24 protein-coding genes and 3 tRNA genes are annotated in these 17753 nt (G+C 66.1%); 16 read left to right on the forward strand and 11 right to left on the reverse strand.

The annotated features are described in order from the left end of the window. Entirely contained in the window at window positions 1-762 is a 762-nt protein-coding gene (locus tag AC5P5R_RS07175; protein ID WP_049395563.1) for an SDR family oxidoreductase, read from the reverse strand. A 132-nt stretch (window positions 763-894) separates the two neighbouring features. Here AC5P5R_RS07175 and AC5P5R_RS07180 point away from each other — a divergent pair, with 132 nt between their 5' ends. Further along, on the forward strand, window positions 895-1737 hold the full coding sequence (locus tag AC5P5R_RS07180; RefSeq protein WP_049395564.1) for a bifunctional transcriptional activator/DNA repair enzyme AdaA: 843 nt from the start codon (window positions 895-897) through the stop codon (window positions 1735-1737). A gap of 73 nt (window positions 1738-1810) precedes the next feature. Here AC5P5R_RS07180 and curA read toward each other — a convergent pair whose 3' ends face one another. Continuing rightward, entirely contained in the window at window positions 1811-2836 is a 1026-nt protein-coding gene (gene curA, locus AC5P5R_RS07185; protein ID WP_012480862.1) for an NADPH-dependent curcumin/dihydrocurcumin reductase, read from the reverse strand. A gap of 337 nt (window positions 2837-3173) precedes the next feature. On the opposite strand from curA, the gene AC5P5R_RS07190 reads away from it, so the two are divergent. The 7 genes from AC5P5R_RS07190 to dxs all read left to right on the forward strand — a co-directional run bounded on the left by AC5P5R_RS07190 (window position 3174) and on the right by dxs (window position 9755). Further along, window positions 3174-3249 (forward strand) — tRNA-Phe (locus AC5P5R_RS07190). 73 nt (window positions 3250-3322) lie between these two features. Next, window positions 3323-3398, forward strand: a tRNA-Phe gene (locus AC5P5R_RS07195). A gap of 193 nt (window positions 3399-3591) precedes the next feature. After that, window positions 3592-4143: a lipocalin family protein gene (locus AC5P5R_RS07200; RefSeq protein ID WP_033833224.1), complete on the forward strand. Its 552-nt coding sequence runs from the start codon at window positions 3592-3594 to the stop codon at window positions 4141-4143. A 169-nt stretch (window positions 4144-4312) separates the two neighbouring features. Beyond that, complete coding sequence (locus tag AC5P5R_RS07205; protein ID WP_049395301.1) at window positions 4313-4789, forward strand: LEA/WHy family protein; 477 nt, start codon at window positions 4313-4315, stop codon at window positions 4787-4789. A gap of 65 nt (window positions 4790-4854) precedes the next feature. After that, entirely contained in the window at window positions 4855-6645 is a 1791-nt protein-coding gene (locus tag AC5P5R_RS07210) for an acyl-CoA dehydrogenase C-terminal domain-containing protein (RefSeq protein ID WP_065183448.1), read from the forward strand. A gap of 431 nt (window positions 6646-7076) precedes the next feature. Continuing rightward, window positions 7077-7742, forward strand: coding sequence for an HNH endonuclease (locus tag AC5P5R_RS07215; protein ID WP_005410414.1), 666 nt, complete (start codon window positions 7077-7079; stop codon window positions 7740-7742). Between the two features lie 105 nt (window positions 7743-7847). Continuing rightward, on the forward strand, window positions 7848-9755 hold the full coding sequence (gene dxs, locus AC5P5R_RS07220; RefSeq protein ID WP_012480865.1) for a 1-deoxy-D-xylulose-5-phosphate synthase: 1908 nt from the start codon (window positions 7848-7850) through the stop codon (window positions 9753-9755). Window positions 9756-9850: 95 nt separating this feature from the next. Here dxs and AC5P5R_RS07225 read toward each other — a convergent pair whose 3' ends face one another. From AC5P5R_RS07225 to AC5P5R_RS07235, 3 genes are all read right to left on the reverse strand, one after another. After that, on the reverse strand, window positions 9851-10054 hold the full coding sequence (locus tag AC5P5R_RS07225) for a hypothetical protein (RefSeq protein WP_005410416.1): 204 nt from the start codon (window positions 10052-10054) through the stop codon (window positions 9851-9853). Between the two features lie 168 nt (window positions 10055-10222). Then, the gene (locus tag AC5P5R_RS07230) at window positions 10223-10777 is read right to left on the reverse strand and encodes a DUF3011 domain-containing protein (RefSeq protein WP_164281499.1); all 555 of its coding nucleotides are present in this window, start codon (window positions 10775-10777) and stop codon (window positions 10223-10225) included. Window positions 10778-10907: 130 nt separating this feature from the next. Beyond that, complete coding sequence (locus AC5P5R_RS07235; RefSeq protein WP_005410418.1) at window positions 10908-11114, reverse strand: hypothetical protein; 207 nt, start codon at window positions 11112-11114, stop codon at window positions 10908-10910. Window positions 11115-11517: 403 nt separating this feature from the next. Here AC5P5R_RS07235 and AC5P5R_RS07240 point away from each other — a divergent pair, with 403 nt between their 5' ends. The 4 genes from AC5P5R_RS07240 to AC5P5R_RS07255 all read left to right on the forward strand — a co-directional run bounded on the left by AC5P5R_RS07240 (window position 11518) and on the right by AC5P5R_RS07255 (window position 13055). Beyond that, window positions 11518-11802 carry a hypothetical protein gene (locus tag AC5P5R_RS07240; protein ID WP_005410420.1) on the forward strand — a complete coding sequence of 95 codons (285 nt, stop codon included), beginning with the start codon at window positions 11518-11520 and terminating at the stop codon, window positions 11800-11802. Between the two features lie 12 nt (window positions 11803-11814). Next, a complete protein-coding gene (locus AC5P5R_RS07245; RefSeq protein WP_059034964.1) occupies window positions 11815-12048 on the forward strand; it encodes a DUF1653 domain-containing protein in 234 nt (77 codons plus the stop codon). An 88-nt stretch (window positions 12049-12136) separates the two neighbouring features. Continuing rightward, window positions 12137-12709, forward strand: coding sequence for a TetR/AcrR family transcriptional regulator (locus AC5P5R_RS07250; protein ID WP_164281498.1), 573 nt, complete (start codon window positions 12137-12139; stop codon window positions 12707-12709). Between the two features lie 13 nt (window positions 12710-12722). Further along, window positions 12723-13055: an SMR family transporter gene (locus tag AC5P5R_RS07255; RefSeq protein ID WP_005414055.1), complete on the forward strand. Its 333-nt coding sequence runs from the start codon at window positions 12723-12725 to the stop codon at window positions 13053-13055. A 22-nt stretch (window positions 13056-13077) separates the two neighbouring features. Here the strand turns inward: AC5P5R_RS07255 and AC5P5R_RS07260 are convergent, their stop codons facing one another. Then, on the reverse strand, window positions 13078-13251 hold the full coding sequence (locus AC5P5R_RS07260) for a DUF1328 domain-containing protein (protein ID WP_005410424.1): 174 nt from the start codon (window positions 13249-13251) through the stop codon (window positions 13078-13080). Between the two features lie 94 nt (window positions 13252-13345). After that, window positions 13346-13987 carry a LysE family translocator gene (locus tag AC5P5R_RS07265; protein WP_005410425.1) on the reverse strand — a complete coding sequence of 214 codons (642 nt, stop codon included), beginning with the start codon at window positions 13985-13987 and terminating at the stop codon, window positions 13346-13348. A 156-nt stretch (window positions 13988-14143) separates the two neighbouring features. On the opposite strand from AC5P5R_RS07265, the gene AC5P5R_RS07270 reads away from it, so the two are divergent. Beyond that, entirely contained in the window at window positions 14144-14836 is a 693-nt protein-coding gene (locus AC5P5R_RS07270) for an aspartate/glutamate racemase family protein (protein WP_005410426.1), read from the forward strand. Between the two features lie 24 nt (window positions 14837-14860). Here AC5P5R_RS07270 and AC5P5R_RS07275 read toward each other — a convergent pair whose 3' ends face one another. Continuing rightward, window positions 14861-15256, reverse strand: coding sequence for a hypothetical protein (locus AC5P5R_RS07275; protein WP_099497996.1), 396 nt, complete (start codon window positions 15254-15256; stop codon window positions 14861-14863). A 243-nt stretch (window positions 15257-15499) separates the two neighbouring features. Between AC5P5R_RS07275 and AC5P5R_RS07280 the strand changes: the two genes are divergently transcribed. The 3 genes from AC5P5R_RS07280 (at window position 15500) to AC5P5R_RS07290 (ending at window position 16886) form a co-directional block, all read left to right on the forward strand. Continuing rightward, the gene (locus AC5P5R_RS07280; protein ID WP_005410428.1) at window positions 15500-16009 is read left to right on the forward strand and encodes a DUF3011 domain-containing protein; all 510 of its coding nucleotides are present in this window, start codon (window positions 15500-15502) and stop codon (window positions 16007-16009) included. Window positions 16010-16095: 86 nt separating this feature from the next. Continuing rightward, a complete protein-coding gene (locus tag AC5P5R_RS07285; RefSeq protein ID WP_099497997.1) occupies window positions 16096-16449 on the forward strand; it encodes a DUF6713 family protein in 354 nt (117 codons plus the stop codon). After that, window positions 16446-16886 (forward strand): GNAT family N-acetyltransferase, encoded by a 441-nt coding sequence (locus AC5P5R_RS07290; RefSeq protein WP_099497998.1) that lies wholly within the window; start codon window positions 16446-16448, stop codon window positions 16884-16886. The genes AC5P5R_RS07285 and AC5P5R_RS07290 overlap by 4 nt, the downstream gene beginning before the upstream one ends. 64 nt (window positions 16887-16950) lie before the next feature. Here the strand turns inward: AC5P5R_RS07290 and AC5P5R_RS07295 are convergent. The 3 genes from AC5P5R_RS07295 to AC5P5R_RS07305 all read right to left on the reverse strand — a co-directional run bounded on the left by AC5P5R_RS07295 (window position 16951) and on the right by AC5P5R_RS07305 (window position 17732). Next, window positions 16951-17027: transfer RNA gene (locus AC5P5R_RS07295), tRNA-Pro, on the reverse strand. A gap of 68 nt (window positions 17028-17095) precedes the next feature. Further along, entirely contained in the window at window positions 17096-17452 is a 357-nt protein-coding gene (locus AC5P5R_RS07300; protein WP_005410431.1) for a MerR family transcriptional regulator, read from the reverse strand. Next, on the reverse strand, window positions 17433-17732 hold the full coding sequence (locus AC5P5R_RS07305; protein ID WP_005410432.1) for an integration host factor subunit alpha: 300 nt from the start codon (window positions 17730-17732) through the stop codon (window positions 17433-17435). Before AC5P5R_RS07305 ends, AC5P5R_RS07300 begins: the two co-directional genes overlap by 20 nt. Between the last annotated feature and the right edge of the window lie 21 nt (window positions 17733-17753).

Genomic DNA, 17753 nt, shown 5'->3' on the forward strand with positions numbered 1-17753 from the left:
TCAGGTCCGCGTGATCGACACCCCGCCCTCCACGCGCATCGCGGTGCCGGTAACGAAACTGCTTTCGTCGCTGGCCAGGAACAGCGCCGCGTTGGCGATCTCCTCCGGCTCGGCCATGCGCTTCAGTGCGTGCAGCGAGCGCACGAAGTCGCGCGCATCGCCGGTCGGTGCCGCCTGCCGGCCCATCTCGGTATCGGTGCCACCGGGCAGCAGCACGTTGCTGCGCACGCCGCGCGCACCGTATTCGGCGGCGATCACCTGGCTCAGGCCGATCAACCCGGCCTTGCTCGACGCATAGGCCGCCATGCCGGGGAAGCCCACGGTGTGGCCGACAAAAGTGCCAACAAACACCAGCGAGCCGCCGCCGCGCGCCAGCAGTGCCGGCAACTGCGCACGTGCGGCATGGAACGCGGCATCCAGATTGGTCGCCATCACCTCGCGCCAGGCGTCCACCGGGAACTCCGCTGCCGGCACGCCCGGCCCGAGCATGCCGGCATTGTTGAGCGCGATGTCCAGGCCACCAAATGACTGCCGGGCCAGATCGACCAGTGCCGGGGCCGTGGCCGGATCCGCCACGTCGGCGGCATGCACCACCACCTCGCCGCCGGCGGCACGGATCTGCTCGGCCAGCGCCTGCAGCGGCTCCGGCCGCCGTGCGTTGAGCACCAGCTTCGCCCCTTCGGCGGCGAAGCGCAGCGCGCTGGCGCGGCCGATGCCGGCGCTGGCTCCGGTGATGAGGGCGATCTTGTTGTTCAGGCGCATGGTGGCAGTACCGGTTGTGAAGTGGCCGCCACGATGCCGCGCCTCTCCCCTGCCGACACTCCGTTTCCGGGCCTGGCCCGTCGGTGCAGGAAACGGAGTTTCCGCAGAACCGGCACGTGCCAGAATCCGGCCATGGACAGTACCGCCACCACCGCCTTCGATGCCCGCGTCGAACGGGTCTGCCGCCACCTTCAGGCGAGCCTCGACGAACCTTCGCTGCAGGAGCTGGCCGACATCGCCGGCTGCAGCCCGACGCGCCTGCATCGTATGTTCAAGCAGGCCACCGGGCTGACCCCCAAGCAATACGCCGCCGCGCTGCGCGCCGACCGCCTGCGCACCGGACTGGAACAACAGGAGCGCATCACCGATGCCTTCCACGATGCCGGCTTCGGTTCCAGTGGGCGCTTCTACGAGAACGCACCGAAGTTGCTGGGCATGACGCCCAAGCAATGGCGCGCAGGTGGTCGCGGCGAAGTCATCCACTTCGCGCTTGCCGAAAGCTCACTGGGCAGCGTGCTGGTGGCCAGCAGTGCCACCGGCGTGGTTGCAATCCTGCTCGGCGACGATCCGGAGACACTGCTGCAGTCATTGCAGCAACGCTTCCGCCAGGCCGAACTGGTCGGTGCCGACCAGGGCTATGAGCAACTGGTGGCACAGGTGGTAGGCCTGGTCGAGGATCCTTCGCGCGGCGCCACGCTGCCGCTGGATATCCGCGGCACCGCGTTCCAGCAACGGGTGTGGCAGGCACTGCAGCAGATTCCGCGCGGGCAGACCGCCTCATATGCGGATGTCGCCGCGCGCATCGGCGCCCCGCGCTCGAGCCGTGCGGTGGCCCGCGCATGCGCGAGCAACCCGCTGGCGGTGGCGGTGCCCTGCCACCGCGTGGTGCGCCGCGACGGCGACCTGTCCGGCTATGCGTGGGGCGTAGCGCGCAAGCGCGAACTGCTGCGCCGGGAAAAGGCCTCGACTGCCTGAAGCAGGTGCCGACCTTGATCGGCACGCTCAGCTTCCGGTAGGTGCCGACCTTGGTCGGCACGCCGCCAAGCCCTCAATCCAGCTTCACCACCAGCTTGCCGAAGTTGCGCCCCTGCAACAGCCCAAAGAACGCCTCCGGCGCATTCTCCAGCCCTTCCACCACATCTTCGCGGTACTGGATGCGACCTTCGCGCAGCCACTGCCGCATCTCGCGTTCGAAGTCCGGCCACAGGTGGTTGAAGTCGTGCACGATGAAACCACGCACGGTCAGGCGCTGGCGCAGGATCTGGCTGAACAGTGCGGGCAACCGGTCCGGGCCGGGCTGCTCGATGCCCCGCTCGTTGTAGGTGGCGATGGTGCCGCACACTGGAATGCGGGCGAAGTCGTTGAGCAGCGGCAGCACCGCATCCAGCACGTGCCCGCCCACGTTCTCGAAATACACGTCGATGCCCGCGGGCACCGCCGCGCGCAGCTGTTCGGCAAAGTCGGCCGCACGATGATCCAGCGCCACGTCCACGCCCAGCGTCTGCAGGTAGGCACGCTTGGCTTCGCCACCGGCGATGGCGACCACGCGCGCGCCCTGCAGCTTGGCCAGCTGGGCGACGGTCGCGCCCACCGGCCCGGTCGCGGCAGCCACCACCAGCGTCTCACCCGGCTTCAAACGGGCGATTTCGTGCAGGCTGGAATAGGCGGTGAAGCCGGGCATGCCATATACCCCCAGCGCGGTACTCAACGGCAGGCCGGCCGGATCCAGCCGACGCCCCAGCGCCTTGGCCGGCAGCACCGCATGGGTCTGCCAGCCACCCGGCGCCAGCACCAACTCACCTGTGGTTACGCCCTCGGCGTTCGACTGCAGCACCTCGGCCACGGTCTGCCCTTCCATCACCGCGCCCACCGCCACCGGCGCGGCGTACGACGGGCCCTCGTCCATGCGTCCACGCATGTACGGGTCCAGCGACAGGTAGCGGTTGCGCAGCAGCACTTCGCCATCCCCCAATGCCGGCAGCGCAGCCTGTTCCAGGCGGAAGTTGGCCGCGCTTGGTGCGCCCTGCGGACGCGAGGCCAGCACGATACGGGAGGTAGCGAGGGAATCGGACATGGTGACCGGCTCTGCTGTTGCCAGCATCAGGAAAGGAATGCCGACACTACGCTGCAACGATCGCCGGCAACGGCCATGAAAACAGCGTTCCATGGACCAGCGCGGCGCGGGTCCGGGCGCAGCCCTTGGCCTTGCAGCTTTGGCGATCGCGGCGATCTGCTGATTTCCACCGCAGACGATGATCGACTGACCACGCCCCCGTCCCACAACGGAGGATCAAGCACTTGCGAGCCCGCAGACGGCAATGTGAAGAAATCTTGGCAAAACGCTTGCCGAAGGCAGCCGACCTCCGTAATATACGCGTCCTTGGCAGCGACCTCGCTGCAACGAAACATGTGGCCGAGTAGCTCAGTTGGTAGAGCAGGGGATTGAAAATCCCCGTGTCGGCGGTTCGATTCCGTCTTCGGCCACCACTTTCGAAGGCCTGCAGAAATGCGGGTCTTTTTTTTCCGGAAACCGGGTTTGATCACGGTTGCCACACAATTTGGCCGAGTAGCTCAGTTGGTAGAGCAGGGGATTGAAAATCCCCGTGTCGGCGGTTCGATTCCGTCTTCGGCCACCATCTTCAGAGACCTGCAGAAATGCAGGTCTTTTTTTTGCGTGCGGCCTGCCATCCACGCATGGCGTGGGTCTACCTGGCGCTGGCCCCTTCCATGGCCTCGATCCATGCCGGGCCACCGCCGTCTGGTTGACGAAACATTTACACCGGTACCCGCCGCGGCACCTACGCTGCAGATTCCTGCCGGAGCCTGCCGATGCAATTGCGCCCCACCCTGCTCGCCTGCCTGCTGCTGGCCGCCGCCCCGGTGATCGCCGCCGAACCGGTGCGTGCAGTCGACACGCTGGACATCGACCGCTATGCAGGCCAATGGCACGAGATCGCTCACCTGCCGGTGTCATTCCAGAAGCAGTGCGTCGGCGAGATCACCGCCAACTACGGGCTGCGCCGCGATGGCCGCATCAGTGTCACCAATGCCTGCCGCAACGCCGACGGAGAACGCGTAATCGCCGAAGGCGTTGCACGCCCGGTGGCTGGCCATCCCGGCCAACTGCAGGTGCGCTTCGTTCCGGACTGGCTGAGCTGGGTGCCACTGGTCTGGGCCGACTACTGGGTGTTGGCGCTGGACCCGGACTACCAGTGGGCCCTGGTCGGTGAACCGGACCGTAAGTACCTGTGGATCCTCTCGCGCCTGCCGGAAATGGATCGCGCCCGGTTCGAGCAGTTGAAGGAAAAAGCCGAAGCCATGGGCTACGACCTGCGCCCGCTGCGCCTGATGGCCCCGCTTCGCGATACGCCCGCCGATTGAGCCGCAGTTCAATCCGTACGCGCACCGTGCGCCCGAAGATCCAGCGCTGCGCACGCCCCGCCGCCATTTTCACGCGCTACCCTCTGCGACGGCTCGCCACAGGCGATCCAAACGACCATACGCCGTAGTATGCTTATTCCAACGCACCGCCTCCAGAGGACCTGCGCCCATGCTCCACCGTTTCCGTATCGCCTTGATCGTCCTGAGCACCCTCGCCCTTGCCGCCTGTGGCAACGGCATCGTCAAGCGTGTTTCGGAACCGGCGGCCAGCCTGCAGCAGCTGACCGTGCGCGCCGACGGCAACTGGACCGTGGCGCTGCGCCTGCAGAACTACAGCTCCATGCCGATGACCTTCGATGACGTCTCGCTGGCACTGACCGTCGGCGACAGCGACGCCGGCACCCTGCAGGCCAAGCCCGGTATCTCCATCGGCGGCACCTCCGCGGATGTCATCAATGTCGACCTGGTGCCCAGTTCGGCCGCACGCCTGGTGGTGGCCGATGCACTGGCCGGCAACCGCACCCTGGCCTATGGCCTGAAGGGAACGGTCGCGGCCACGCCGCAGGAAAAGAAGCAGCGCAGCTTCGATATCAGCAGCCGCAGCACCCTCAACCAGGCCCCGGGCCTGCCGGGCGTGCTGCGCTGATTTCCACCTTCCGTCGCGGCGCCTGGCGCCGCTCTCCCCTGCCCTGATCAAATCGAGACGTACCGATGAGCAGCTACACCGCCCCGCTTTCCGACCTCCGTTTCGCCCTGCACGACGTGCTCAAGGTCGAACCCCTGTTCGCCCGCCTGGGCTTCACCGACGCCACCGCCGACGTGGTCGATGCCGTGCTGGAAGAAGCTGGCCGCTTCAGCGCCACCGTGCTGGCCCCGCTCAACAGCGTTGGCGATGAGATCGGCTGCGTGCTCGACCAGGCCACCGGTGAAGTGACCACCCCGCCCGGCTTCAAGCAGGCCTACGACCAGTTCGTCGATGGCGGCTGGACCGGCCTGACCGCCTCGCCGGAACTGGGTGGCCAGGGCCTGCCGCACACCCTTGGCGTGCCGCTCAACGAAATGATCAACGCCGCCAACCTGGCTTGGGGCAACTTCCCGCTGCTCTCGCACGGCGCCATCGAAGCGCTGAAGCAGCACGGCGAGGCCTGGCAGCACGAGGCCTTCCTCAAGCCGCTGATCGAGGGCCGCTGGACCGGCACCATGTGCCTGACCGAGCCGCACTGCGGTACCGACCTGGGCCTGCTGAAGACCAAGGCCGAGCCGAACGCCGATGGCAGCTACTCGATCACCGGCACCAAGATCTTCATCACCGCCGGCGAGCACGACCTGACCGAAAACATCGTGCACCTGGTGCTGGCCAAGCTGCCCGACGCCCCTCCGGGCGCCAAGGGCATCTCGCTGTTCGTCACGCCCAAGTTCAAGGTCGACCGCGATGGCAATGTCGGCGAGCGCAACGCACTGCGCTGCGGCTCGATCGAGCACAAGATGGGTATCAAGGGTTCGGTCACCTGCGTGATGAACTTCGACGGTGCGCAGGGTTACCTGGTCGGCCAGCCGCACAAGGGCCTGCAGGCCATGTTCACCATGATGAACACCGCGCGCCTGGGCGTCGGCCTTCAGGGCATCGGCCTGTCCGAGCGCGCTTACCAGAACGCACTGAAGTACAGCCGTGAACGCCTGCAGTCGCGCGCCCTGAGCGGTGCGAAATTCCCGGACAAGCCGGCCGACCCGATCCTGGTGCACCCGGATGTGCGCCGCATGCTGCTGACGGTGAAGTCGCTGGTCGAAGGCAGCCGCCTGCTGGCCCTGCACGCCGCCACCCTGATCGACGTCGCCCACCATGCCGAGGATGCCGCCGAGCGCGAGCGCGCCGACACCCTGGTGAGCTTCCTGACCCCGATCTCCAAGGCCTGCCAGACCGAATGGGGCATCGAGAACACCTACAACGCCCTGCAGTGCTTCGGTGGCCACGGCTACATCCGCGAACACGGCATGGAACAGCTGGCCCGCGATGCCCGCATCACCACGCTGTATGAAGGCACCACCGGCATCCAGGCGCTGGACCTGATCGGCCGCAAGACCGCCTCCAGCCAGGGCGCCGGCCTGAAGCTGATGCTGGCCGAGATCGAAGCCTTCGCCAAGGAGCATGAAGGCAACGAAGCGCTGGCCGAGTTCATCGGCCCGCTGCGCGCCAAGGCCGCCGAATGGGGCAAGCTGACCCTGGACGTGCTGCAGCGCGCGGCCGGCAATCCAGACGAACTGGGTGCGGCCAGCTACGACTACCTGTTCTATTCGGGCTACGTGGTACTGGCCTACTGGTGGGCCCGCAGCGTGGCCGCCGCCGACGCCAGCGCGCACGGCGCCGCCTTCGCCCAGGGCAAGCGCGAAACCGCCCGCTTCTACTTCGCCCGTGTGCTGCCGCGCACCCTCAGCCACGCCGCCGCGATCCAGGCCGGCGCCGCCCCGCTGATGGCGATGGACGACGAGCGCTTCGGCGCCTGAGCCGGGCTGCGCCCGGCACCCGCAGAAGCCAAGGCTGGAGCCAAAGCAACAGCAACAGCTGGCTTCCTGCGGGATGGCAGGGTGGGTCCGATTGCGGGGGACGGCGCAAGTACGTCCCTGTAGCCTCGATCGCCGCATCCATGCGGCTCACGCCCCCGCAACCGGACCCACCCCGCCTTCGACAGATCTCCGGTGGCCAGTGGATCCATGCCATGCGTGGATGAAAACCACCGAAATCCATCTGGGGAAAAGCCCCCCTTTGTTAAGGGGGGCGCGCCGACGGCGCAGGGGATAGGAGGAATGCGTGGGCATCCCAACCCGCCATCGGCGGGCTGGGATGCGGAATGCGCGGACCTGAATTGTTGCGTTTTGGGTATCGCCCAAGTGGCGATACCCAAAACGCAACAATTCAGGTATAAGCTGTTCTCCCGATGGAGACAGACACTACACGCTTGGGTCTGATCGAAGCCGGAGCTCCGTTTTCTGCTCCGGGCGCCGAAGCATCGCCCAACGCCACGACGCTGCATCGCCCCGGTTCGGTCCGGCTGCTCTCGCTTGATGCCCACGGACGCGTACTGGACTGGATCACCTGGCAGGATGCGGCGTGCCTCTACGCCCGCGAAGCGGTGGCCTGGACGCTGGGCGATCCCTGCCTGCACATCCACGGCGGCACCAATCGCTTCAGCGGCCTGCAGAGCGGCATGGACCTGCACCCGATCATCGCCGCGCGCGGCCATGCCCGCTCCCGCGCGATCGACCCCACGCCGAACCTGACCAACCCGGCCCTGTTCGCCCGCGACGCCCACCTGTGCATGTACTGCGGCCAGCAGTTCAACCGCCCCACGCTCACCCGCGACCACGTCGTGCCACTGTCCAAGGGCGGCCTGGACTGCTGGGAAAACGTGGTCACCGCCTGTTTCCACTGCAACTCGCGCAAGAGCGACCGCACCCCGCAGCAGGCCGGAATGCCGCTGCTGGCCGTGCCCTACCGGCCCAGCTGGATCGAGCACCTGATCCTGTCCAACCGCAACATCCTGGCCGACCAGATGGCCTTCCTGAAGGCGCAATTGCCCAAGCGGTCGAAACTGAGCACCTGAACGCCTGAAAATGCAACCCTCACCGTCCTGTCACGGACGGCGGCGTTTGCTTGCCCCACCCCCGTTTGAGGGCGAAAATGGGCATTCAGAAAAAGTGCGAACATGATGATCGACTCTGCCCGCTATCCCCGCCTCGCGCGCATCCAGACGCCGGATGACCTGCGCACGTTCGACGAATCCGAACTGAGGGCGGTTGCCGACGAACTGCGCGCCTACCTCATCGAATCGGTGGGCAAGAGCGGTGGCCACTTCGCCGCCGGCCTGGGCGTGATCGAACTCACCGTGGCCCTGCACTACCTGTACCAGACTCCGGTCGACCAGCTGGTCTGGGACGTCGGTCACCAGACCTACCCGCACAAGATCCTGACCGGGCGCCGCGACCAGATCCACACCGTCAAGCAGAAGGACGGCGTCGCGCCATTCCCGAAGCGCGAGGAGAGCGAATACGACACCTTTGGCGTCGGCCACTCCTCCACCTCGATCTCGGCGGCACTCGGCATGGCCATTGCCCGCCAGTCCGAAGGCGACGACCGCAAGATCGTGGCGGTGATCGGTGACGGTGCGATGACCGCCGGCATGGCCTTCGAAGCGCTGATGCACGCCGGCGGCATGGACCCGGAACCGAACCTGCTGGTGATCCTCAACGACAACAACATGTCGATCTCCGAGGCGGTCGGCGGCCTGACCAAGATGCTCGGCCGTGCCACCGGCAGCCGGACGCTCAATGCGCTGCGCGAAGGCGGCAAGAAGATCCTCGGTGACAAGAAGAACAACCCGGCGCGTTTCGTGAAGCGCTGGGAAGAACACTGGAAGGGCATGTTCGTGCCGTCCACGATGTTCGAGGAGATGGGCTTCCACTACACCGGCCCGATCGACGGCCACGACATGCCCGCCCTGCTGTCCACGCTGAAGACGCTGCGCGCCTCCAAGGGCCCGAAGCTGCTGCACGTGATGACCACCAAGGGCAAGGGCTACGAGCCGGCCGAAGGCGACCAGATCGGTTACCACGCCGTGGGCCCGTTCGATCCGGACAAGGGCCTGGTGGCCAAGGCCGGTGCCAAGAAGCCGACCTATACCGATGTGTTCAGCGACTGGCTGTGCGATGCCGCCGCCGCCGAGCCCCGCCTGTACGGCATCACCCCGGCGATGCGCGAAGGCTCCGGCCTGGTGCGTTTCAGCAAGGAATACCCGCAGCGCTATTTCGACGTGGCGATTGCCGAACAGCATGCGGTCACCCTCGCCGCCGGCATGGCCACCCAGGGTGGCAAGCCGGTGGTGGCGATCTACTCGACCTTCCTGCAGCGCGCGTACGACCAGCTGGTACATGACGTGGCGATCCAGGACCTGGACGTGCTGTTCGCGATCGATCGCGCCGGCGTGGTCGGCCCGGACGGTGCGACCCATGCCGGCAACCTCGACCTGAGCTTCCTGCGCTGCGTGCCCAACCTGGTGGTGATGGCACCGTCCAACGAAGCCGAGTGCCGGCAGATGCTCAGTACCGGCCTGCAGCACCCGGGCCCGGCCGCCGTGCGCTACCCGCGCGGCACCGGCACCGGCGTTGCAGCCGGCACCGACCTGTCCACCCTGCCGATCGGCAAGGGCGAACTGCGCCTGCAGGGCAGCCGCATTGCCCTGCTCGCCTTCGGCAGCACCGTGGCCGCCGCCGAGCAGGTCGGCCGCGAACTCGGCCTGAGCGTGGTCAACATGCGTTTCATCAAGCCGCTGGACCGCGAGCTGGTGCTGGCGGTCGCCGCCCAGCACGAGGGCCTGGTGACGATCGAAGACAACGTGGTGGCCGGTGGCGCCGGTTCAGGCGTCGGCGAGCTGCTCAATGCCGAAGGCGTGCTGCGCCCGATCCTGCACCTGGGCCTGCCCGACAGCTACCAGCACCATGCCAGCCGCGAGGACCTGCTGGCCGAAGCAGGCATCGACGCCGCGGGCATCCGTGCGGCCGTGCTCAAGCGTTGGCCGCAGCTTGTCACAGGTACCCCGCCGCTGAGCGCGGCGGGCTGAGGCCGATTGCCACCCAGTGGATCCGCGCATGGCGTGGATCTACCTTGCGTGGATAGCGGGGCCCGGAAACAGGATCTGGCCGGAAACCCCCGCCCTCAGCCGTAGCTGACCGCTTCCACGAAGGCGCCGCTGGCTTCCACGCGCACGGCAGCGCGCTGCCCGGTATCGACAAAGTGCAGGCGCGCCAGGGTTTCAGCGAAGTCGAACGCGCGGGCACCGTCGCGGAAATCGATCGGCTCCGGCCGGTCCGGATGCAGCACGCGCCATTGGCGCTGTTCGCATTGCAGGCGGATCAACATGCGGCTCACTCCTTGAGGCAGCGTATCGACGGTAGCGGGACATTCCTGCCGATCACGGCAGGCATCGTCGCAACAGATCAGGGACACACAGAGATGCCCTGATCGCAGAAGATACGGCAATTCAAAATGTGAGCTGTATCAGATTTTTCTGATTTTAGAGGGGCACGCTCAGTTCACCTGGAACTGTGCCCGGCAGCCGTCGCTGACCCAGATGCCACGACGATCCCAGCCCCAGGTCTGGCCCTCGATGCAGGCACTGCGCGAATCCTGGCGAACCAGGCGCACGCCGCGGCGGATGCGGGCGTCGCAGTACTCCTGGCGATGCCCATTGGAATGACAGGTGATCACCTCACCGCCGCCCCAACCGTTGCCGTTGCCCCAGCCACCCCCATTGCCCCAGCCACCGCCACGACGGTACTCGCCGACGAACTCGGCGCGGCAGCCCTGGGTCACCCAGACGCCATAGCGCAACTGGCCCCAGGTCTCACCTTCCACGCACGGCGAGCCGGACAACTGGCGGATCATCCGCGCGCGGCCCTCCAGACGGCACTCGTTGCTACGGTTCTTGATCGACTCGCAGCGCACGATGCCGCTGCCTTCGCGGCCACCGTAGCGGTCATCTTCATAGCCGTAGCCATAGCTCTGCGCCTGGGCGCCACCCGCCGCCGCCAGCATCGGCAGCAGGGTGCAGGCCAGGGTACGCCAGGTGAGTGCCTTGCCCATCGAGATCTCCAGATGAATACGATGGCGCAAGCATCCGGGATTCCCGGCACGGCGCACAGGGGGGCGCGTGACGCCGGTTTTTCCCCATTCAAACAACGCAACCGTAGCTGACTGCACGCAACGACCGGCGTCAGTCTCCTACGTGCAGGGCATCCACCGCGCTGCCGAGCGCCTCGACCCGCACCGTGCTGCGCTGGCCGGTGCGACGGTGGTGCTCGAGGGCCCGCGCCGCGGCGACATCGAAAGCCTCGGCGCCCCGCGCATATCGGGTTGCGTCATGCACCTGCGGATCCAGCACGGACCAGTGCCGGGCGTTGCGTTGAACGGTAATGACCATGAGGGGCTCCTGCGGATGGAAGGATGCGACGGCAGGCGGACGGTCCACGTGCCGGTACACCTTCAGGCTAGCGATCACCTCAGGGGTGGCCCATCAGATTTGTACGAAAATGCCGCGCCCTCCGGTCAGCCCTTGCCTGCCCTCACATCCCTGAGTCCATTTAGCCTGTTCATTCCGTGATTCTTGTCACGGAGTCAGCTGGGCTTCACACTACCGTCATCAACAGGGGCCCCTTCCACATGCGCACCTTCTTCTCGCAGCAGCGTTGGACGCTGCTGAAGTTCTATTTCGTGGCCAGCTACCTCGTGCTGATCGAGGAACTGATCCGCGCCGCCATGCACTGAGCGCTTGCTGCAGGGCTATTTGCGACAGACACTGTCGCTTTAGGCACGGAGCCCGGCCGATGAAAGCGCTTCTTCTGATTCCAGCCCTGCTGGTGCTGTCCGCCTGTGCCAACCAGCATCAGGCCGCTGCGCGTGCCGATACGGCGGCCACTTCACCCGCCACGCCGAAGGTCGGTGGCGACCGCGATGCCCACGGTTGCATCGGTTCGGCCGGCTACCAGTGGTGCGAGCACAGCCAGCGTTGCGAACGTCCGTGGGAACTGGCGCAGGCACAGGGCCTGGCCAACACCGCCGAAGCCATCGATGCCTACTGCGCGAAGCCGGCCAGCCCGGCGCGCAAGTGAGTCGCGCCGCCCATGGCTGAGCTGAGTCCGCTCCCCACCCTGGCCACAGGCCGCTACCGCCACTTCAAGGGTGGCGAGTACGAAGTGCTCGACATCGTCCGCAGCAGCGAGACCCTGCAGCCGATGGTGCTGTACCGCGCGCTGTATGGCGAAGGTGGCCTGTGGGTACGCCCGTACGCCATGTTCGTCGAGCAGGTGCCCGGCGAGCACGGACCGCAACCGCGTTTCGCCCGCGTCGACGCATGAGGGTTCCGCTGCCGGCCATGGCCGGCAGCGCGCGGTAACGCGGCGGGCCTGCGTTACAATCGTACCGTCCAGTCGGTTTCTTCCCGCCATGTCCACATCCCCCTCCCGTTCGCGCCGCAAGGCGCCCGACAGCGTGCGCCAGTCACTGCTGCAGGCCACCATTGAAGTGATCGGCCGTAACGGCCTGGCCGCGCTGACCGTGCAGGACGTCGCGCAGGCCGCCGGTGTCAGCAAGGGTGCGTTGTTCCATCATTTCAGCAGCAAGCAGGTGCTGGTGGATGAAGCCATCGGAGCGCTGATTGGAGAATTCGAAGCGCGCGTGCGCGCCCTGCTGCAGGAAAACCCCGAAGGCCATGGCCGTTTCAGCCGCGCCTATGTGCAGGCCAACTTCGAGCATCTGCTGCAGCAGGAGCAGGACAACGACATCGGCCTGACCTTGGGCAACCTGATGGAACCGGGCCTGCTTGCGCACTGGCGCAACTGGAAGCGCGCGATGCTGGCCGAGTTCCCTGGCGAAGCCGGCGACCCACGGCTGTACGCGGCGCGCTGCGCTGCCGATGGCTACTGGGCCACGGCCTATGGGCGTCCGCTGGACGAGGAAGAACGTGCCAATGCATTGGCCATGGCCGAGCAGGCCCTGAAACTGTGCGACCCGCAGTGAGCTGGAGCGCTCGATGAATCCCTACCTCTACCTTGCCGCTGCCATCGTGCTGGAAGTGATTGCCACATCACTGCTGAAGGCATCCGACGGCATGAGCCGGCTGGCGCCGACACTGGGCGCACTGGTCGGCTACGGGCTGTGCTTCTACCTGCTGTCGATGACCATGAAGTCGATCCCGACCGGCATCGCCTACGCAATCTGGTCCGGCGTCGGCATCGTGCTGATCTCACTGATCGGGCTGGTGGTGTTCAAGCAGCGCCTGGATGCACCGGCGTTGACCGGCATCGGCCTGATCTGCGCCGGCGTACTGGTGATCAACCTGTTCTCGCGCAGCAGCGCGCACTGAGCACGCTGCTGCGCGATCAACGCTAGCTGACCTTCTTCGCTACGGTCATGCCGAGCAGGAACAGCACCACGGCGATGATGATGCCGGCCCAGAACAGGAACTTGGCGATACCGACCGCGGCACCGGCAATGCCACCGAAGCCGAGCACGCCTGCGATCACACCGATGACGGCGAAGATGATGGCCCACTTGATCATGTCAAACCTTTCCCTGCGGGGACTGCGTACTGGATGATCAGGCTAGGCCGTGGCCGATGCGGCAATCGTGAACAGGCCGCGTGCGCGGCGTGAATCAGCGCGGACGGAAGCGCAGCAGCGCGACGGCAAACGCCAGGAACACGCTGCCCACCAGGCGCTCGAACCAGCGTCGCGCAAACGGCTTGGCCAACCAGCGGCGAAGGCCATGGCCACCGGCCGCATACATCACGTACCAGAACAGTTCGCACGCGGCGAAGGTGGCCACCAGCACGCTGTACTGCAGCGCCTGGCCGCGTGATGGGTCGACGAACTGCGGCAGGAACGCCGCCGCGAACAGCAGCAGCTTGGGATTGCTCAGGCCCACCAGAAGGCCACCACGGAACACCTTCCACGCGCCCAGCGAGGCCGCAACCGGCGGCGTAGCATCGACCGTCACCGGCGGTGCCGGCCGGCAACTGTCACGCCATGCCTTCAGGCCCAGCCAGGCCAGATAGGCCACGCCCAGATAGCGCAGCACCTCGAACAGCATCGGCGAGGAATGCAGCAGCGCACTCAGGCCTGCTGCGGAGGCCGCCAGCACCAGCAGCATCGCCAGCAGGCAGCCGGCCATCGCCGGCACACTGCCACGGAACCCCAGCCCGACGCTGCGACCGAGGATATGCAGCATGTTCGGCCCCGGCGTACCACACAGAACGAACACCGTGGCGAGGAACCACCACCAGGTATGCAGGGCCATAGCGCACATCCACTTCAGAAGATCCAACCAGCATAGAGTGCGCCGGGCCTGCCGCGGCACACACAGCGCAGCATGGATGTGGTGGTTACAGATCGCCGCCATCGGCAACCGGGCACCATCTGTGCTGCAATGAGGGCTCCTGGCACGGAGCGGCGCATGAAGACCCTTGGCCTGATCGGTGGCATGAGCTGGGAAAGCTCGGCCCAGTACTACCGGCTCATCAACGAGGAGGTACGGCGGCGGCTCGGCGGTGCGCACTCGGCACAGCTGCTGCTGTGGTCGGTGGATTTCGCCGGCATCAAGCAGCTGCAGCACGAAGGCGACTGGGACACCCTGGGTGACCACATGGTCGATGGCGCGCGGCGCCTGCAGGCGGGCGGCGCTGACCTGCTGCTGATCTGCACCAATACCATGCACAAGCTGACCGATCGCATCGAGGCGGCCTGCACGCTGCCGCTGCTGCATATCGCCGACCCCACCGCCCAGGCCATCGTGCAGGCAGGCGCACGCAAGGTGGGCCTGCTCGGCACCGCCTTCACCATGGAACAGGACTTCTACCGCGGCCGGCTGCAGGATCGCTTCGGACTGGAGGTGCTGGTACCCGAAGCCGATGATCGTCGCAGCGTGCACGACATCATCTACCAGGAGTTGATCGCTGGTGTGGTCAGCGAGCACTCACGGCAGGTCTATGCCGGCGTGATCGCGCGACTGGTGGCGCGCGGTGCCGAAGCAATCATTCTTGGCTGCACCGAGATCATGCTGCTGGTACGCCCGGAGGACAGTGCAGTGCCGCTGTTCGATACCACCGCCCTGCATGCGCGGGCCGCCGTGGACACGGCCCTGGCTTGAATCAATGCGCGCCGGAGCGCGGAATCAGTCCGCGCCCTGCACTTCCAGCGCGGTGATCAGCCACTCGACCACCGCCTGTGAATCGCACAGGAAGAAGATGGCGTCACCGGAGCGTGCGTCGGTAAGCAGCCGATAGACCGTGATCGCCACCGCCGACTGGTTGGCGATGAACACTTCCGGGCTGCGCGGCCCTTCACTATGCCCGGCAACGGCATGCAATGCCTTGCGCGCAGCCACAGTGGCAGCCGGGTCCGCGCTGCGGGTCAGTTCCGGCCCGCGCAGCCCCCAGGCAACGAACACATGCTTGCCCTTGAACGTAGTGTCCAGGACCCGCACCTCGGCGCCACCTGCGTCGGCCGAGCGATGAATGACGGTACTGCTGATCAACGCAACCCCCTGTGGTCGTCGTGGTCCGCGCATCCTCCCCCGCAGGCCGCCCGCACACCAGTGACGGCAGCCACAGGCTGCGCCGACAGGCGTGGAAGACATGTAAGAAGGTGTAAACCGATGCGATCGGATGTGCAGCGATGATACGGGATGTAAGCCTCTGCATGGGCTGGTGCGCACTACTAAATCCCTCCTGAGCCGCTTCCGGAACGATGCGTTCCGACGGCCCCGTGCTGGGTCATTCTTGCCGCCCGAATCCCCGCCCGAGGCTCCCCCATGACCCTTCGCCCGCTGCTGCCGATCACCGGCGCCGCCCTTGCCCTGCTGCTGGCCGCCACCGCCGTGGCCGCCCAGGACTACGACACTGATCACATTCCAGCGCTGCGCTGCGAATCCCAGTTCAACAAGACCGAGCAATGCCCCATCGAGGGACCGATGCGCCTGGCCAGGCAGCTGTCGGTGACCCGTTGCGTGGAAGACCAGAACTGGGGCCAGAGCCGGCGCATGCTGTGGGTGACCGACGGCTGCCGCGCCGAGTTCGTTGCCGACGAACACGGCCGCTGGCCGGGACGTGGCCGCAGCCGTGATCGCGACAACGAGGGCGAACGCCTGGTCTGCGAGTCCTACGAGAACAAGGACAAGGAGTGCCGGATTCGCGTGCGCCATGAGGTACGGCTGGTCAGGCAGAAATCGGTGACAGCCTGCATCGAGGACCGCAACTGGGGCTGGGACCGCCGTGGGGTGTGGGTCAGCGACGGCTGCCGTGCCGAGTTCCGGGTGTATTGACTGCCGGCCGCGCGCTGGCTGCATCGAGCAGGCGTGCGTGCCAGGCGGAGTCGATAGACTATGGCCTGCACGGCAGGGAGCACGACATGGAACGATGGTATCTGGCGACGCTGCTGGCGTTGATCCTGCATCAGATCGACGCTGCGTTCTGGCAGGAATGGGCCATGTTCCATGTCCCCGGTGGCATCCAGGGCTTCCTGCTGTTCAACCTGTTCGCAGTCGGCGCCGTGCTTTGGGGTTATCGCCAGATCGTGCTGGGCACATCCACGGCGCGCAGCTATGCACTGGCGTGCGGGGGGCTCGGCATTGGCACGGCACTGATCCATCTGACCTTTGCCCTGTTCGGTCGCAGTGAATTCCACCTGCCGCTGTCGATTGCGGTCCTGCTCGCCTGCTTTGTGTCGGGTGGCGGCCTGTTGCTGAAGCTGCGCCCGCGATGAACCGGACGTCCTCTTCTCCGCACCTGCGCGACGGCATTCCGCAGGACGCAGATGCCTTGATCGCGCTCGACAGCGTGGCAGCCACTGATCCACGGCGGATCATGCAGATTGCCGACTGGCTGGCGCACGGCGTCGTGCAGGTCGCCGAGCAGGACGGCAAGATCGTCGGCTACCTGGTCATCCATCACCACTTCTTTGGCGAAGCCTTCATTGAAATGTTGATGGTGGCGCGCGAACAGCGCAGCCAGGGCATCGGCGCCATCCTGCTGCGGCACGCGATCACGTGGCGCGGTGGCGGCAAGCTGTTCACCTCGAACAATGCCTCCAACACGGGCATGCAACGCCTGCTCGCTGCCGCCGGCTTCGTGGGCAGCGGCATCGTGCATGGCCTGGATGAAGGCGATCCGGAACTCATCTACCGCTTCGCGGAAGACTGATCAGATCTGCAGAACGCACAAAAAAGCCCGCGCATTGCTGCGCAGGCTCCTTGATTCATCACAGTGGTCGGGACGGCCGGATTCGAACCGACGACCCTCTGCCCCCCAGGCAGATGCGCTACCAGGCTGCGCTACGCCCCGACTGATGCTGCGATGTGCCCGCCAGTGCGGCGGGCCGTGAAGTATAGCGGATTACGATGGAAATGGGATCAGCGGCGCAACAACTGCAGCACTTCTTCCAGCTCCATGCGCACCTGCTTGATGATCTGGTTGCTCAGCGCCGATTCCTCGCGGGCATCGGGGCCATCCAGGCGCAGGCGGGCACCACCGATGGTGTAGCCCTGTTCGTACAGCAGGCTGCGGATCTGCCGCACCATCAGCACGTCATGGCGCTGGTAGTAGCGGCGGTTGCCTCGGCGCTTGGCCGGCTCAAGGCTGGGAAACTCGGTTTCCCAGTAGCGCAGGACGTGCGGCTTGACGTCGCACAGCTCGCTGACCTCACCAATGGTGAAGTAGCGCTTGGCCGGGATCGGCGGTAGTTCGCGGTTACTGCCCGGATCCAGCATAAGCCTCCACCCTCTCCTTGAGCTTCTGGCCCGGACGGAAGGTGACCACCGTACGGGCGGAAATCGGAATTTCCTCGCCGGTCTTGGGGTTGCGACCCGGGCGCTGGTTCTTGCGCCGCAGATCGAAATTACCGAAGCCCGACAGCTTCACCTGACGTCCCTGTTCCAATGCTTCACGCAGCACATCGAAAAACGCGTCGACGAATTCCTTGGCTTCACGCTTGTTCAGACCGACTTCGTCGAACAGCTTTTCCGCCATCTCCGCCTTGGTCAATGCCATTGCCTACTACCCCCGAGTGCT

Source organism: Stenotrophomonas sp. YJH_SMC_19, from assembly GCF_059367915.1.

Bases quoted from the DNA above. Each gene is read 5' to 3' on its own strand.
- dxs (WP_012480865.1), top strand. From the start codon at position 7,848: ATGATCGACTCTGCCCGCTATCCCCGCCTCGCGCGCATCCAGACGCCG.
- AC5P5R_RS07275 (WP_099497996.1), bottom strand. From the start codon at position 15,256: ATGCGCGGACCACGACGACCACAGGGGGTTGCGTTGATCAGCAGTACC.
- AC5P5R_RS07265 (WP_005410425.1), bottom strand. From the start codon at position 13,987: ATGGCCCTGCATACCTGGTGGTGGTTCCTCGCCACGGTGTTCGTTCTG.
- AC5P5R_RS07205 (WP_049395301.1), top strand. From the start codon at position 4,313: ATGCTCCACCGTTTCCGTATCGCCTTGATCGTCCTGAGCACCCTCGCC.
- AC5P5R_RS07175 (WP_049395563.1), bottom strand. From the start codon at position 762: ATGCGCCTGAACAACAAGATCGCCCTCATCACCGGAGCCAGCGCCGGC.
- AC5P5R_RS07240 (WP_005410420.1), top strand. From the start codon at position 11,518: ATGAAAGCGCTTCTTCTGATTCCAGCCCTGCTGGTGCTGTCCGCCTGT.
- AC5P5R_RS07250 (WP_164281498.1), top strand. From the start codon at position 12,137: ATGTCCACATCCCCCTCCCGTTCGCGCCGCAAGGCGCCCGACAGCGTG.
- AC5P5R_RS07290 (WP_099497998.1), top strand. From the start codon at position 16,446: ATGAACCGGACGTCCTCTTCTCCGCACCTGCGCGACGGCATTCCGCAG.
- AC5P5R_RS07260 (WP_005410424.1), bottom strand. From the start codon at position 13,251: ATGATCAAGTGGGCCATCATCTTCGCCGTCATCGGTGTGATCGCAGGC.
- AC5P5R_RS07230 (WP_164281499.1), bottom strand. From the start codon at position 10,777: ATGGGCAAGGCACTCACCTGGCGTACCCTGGCCTGCACCCTGCTGCCG.
- AC5P5R_RS07235 (WP_005410418.1), bottom strand. From the start codon at position 11,114: ATGGTCATTACCGTTCAACGCAACGCCCGGCACTGGTCCGTGCTGGAT.
- AC5P5R_RS07305 (WP_005410432.1), bottom strand. From the start codon at position 17,732: ATGGCATTGACCAAGGCGGAGATGGCGGAAAAGCTGTTCGACGAAGTC.
- AC5P5R_RS07215 (WP_005410414.1), top strand. From the start codon at position 7,077: ATGGAGACAGACACTACACGCTTGGGTCTGATCGAAGCCGGAGCTCCG.
- AC5P5R_RS07180 (WP_049395564.1), top strand. From the start codon at position 895: ATGGACAGTACCGCCACCACCGCCTTCGATGCCCGCGTCGAACGGGTC.
- AC5P5R_RS07255 (WP_005414055.1), top strand. From the start codon at position 12,723: ATGAATCCCTACCTCTACCTTGCCGCTGCCATCGTGCTGGAAGTGATT.
- AC5P5R_RS07270 (WP_005410426.1), top strand. From the start codon at position 14,144: ATGAAGACCCTTGGCCTGATCGGTGGCATGAGCTGGGAAAGCTCGGCC.
- AC5P5R_RS07300 (WP_005410431.1), bottom strand. From the start codon at position 17,452: ATGCTGGATCCGGGCAGTAACCGCGAACTACCGCCGATCCCGGCCAAG.
- AC5P5R_RS07225 (WP_005410416.1), bottom strand. From the start codon at position 10,054: ATGTTGATCCGCCTGCAATGCGAACAGCGCCAATGGCGCGTGCTGCAT.
- AC5P5R_RS07285 (WP_099497997.1), top strand. From the start codon at position 16,096: ATGGAACGATGGTATCTGGCGACGCTGCTGGCGTTGATCCTGCATCAG.
- AC5P5R_RS07280 (WP_005410428.1), top strand. From the start codon at position 15,500: ATGACCCTTCGCCCGCTGCTGCCGATCACCGGCGCCGCCCTTGCCCTG.
- AC5P5R_RS07200 (WP_033833224.1), top strand. From the start codon at position 3,592: ATGCAATTGCGCCCCACCCTGCTCGCCTGCCTGCTGCTGGCCGCCGCC.
- AC5P5R_RS07245 (WP_059034964.1), top strand. From the start codon at position 11,815: ATGGCTGAGCTGAGTCCGCTCCCCACCCTGGCCACAGGCCGCTACCGC.
- curA (WP_012480862.1), bottom strand. From the start codon at position 2,836: ATGTCCGATTCCCTCGCTACCTCCCGTATCGTGCTGGCCTCGCGTCCG.
- AC5P5R_RS07210 (WP_065183448.1), top strand. From the start codon at position 4,855: ATGAGCAGCTACACCGCCCCGCTTTCCGACCTCCGTTTCGCCCTGCAC.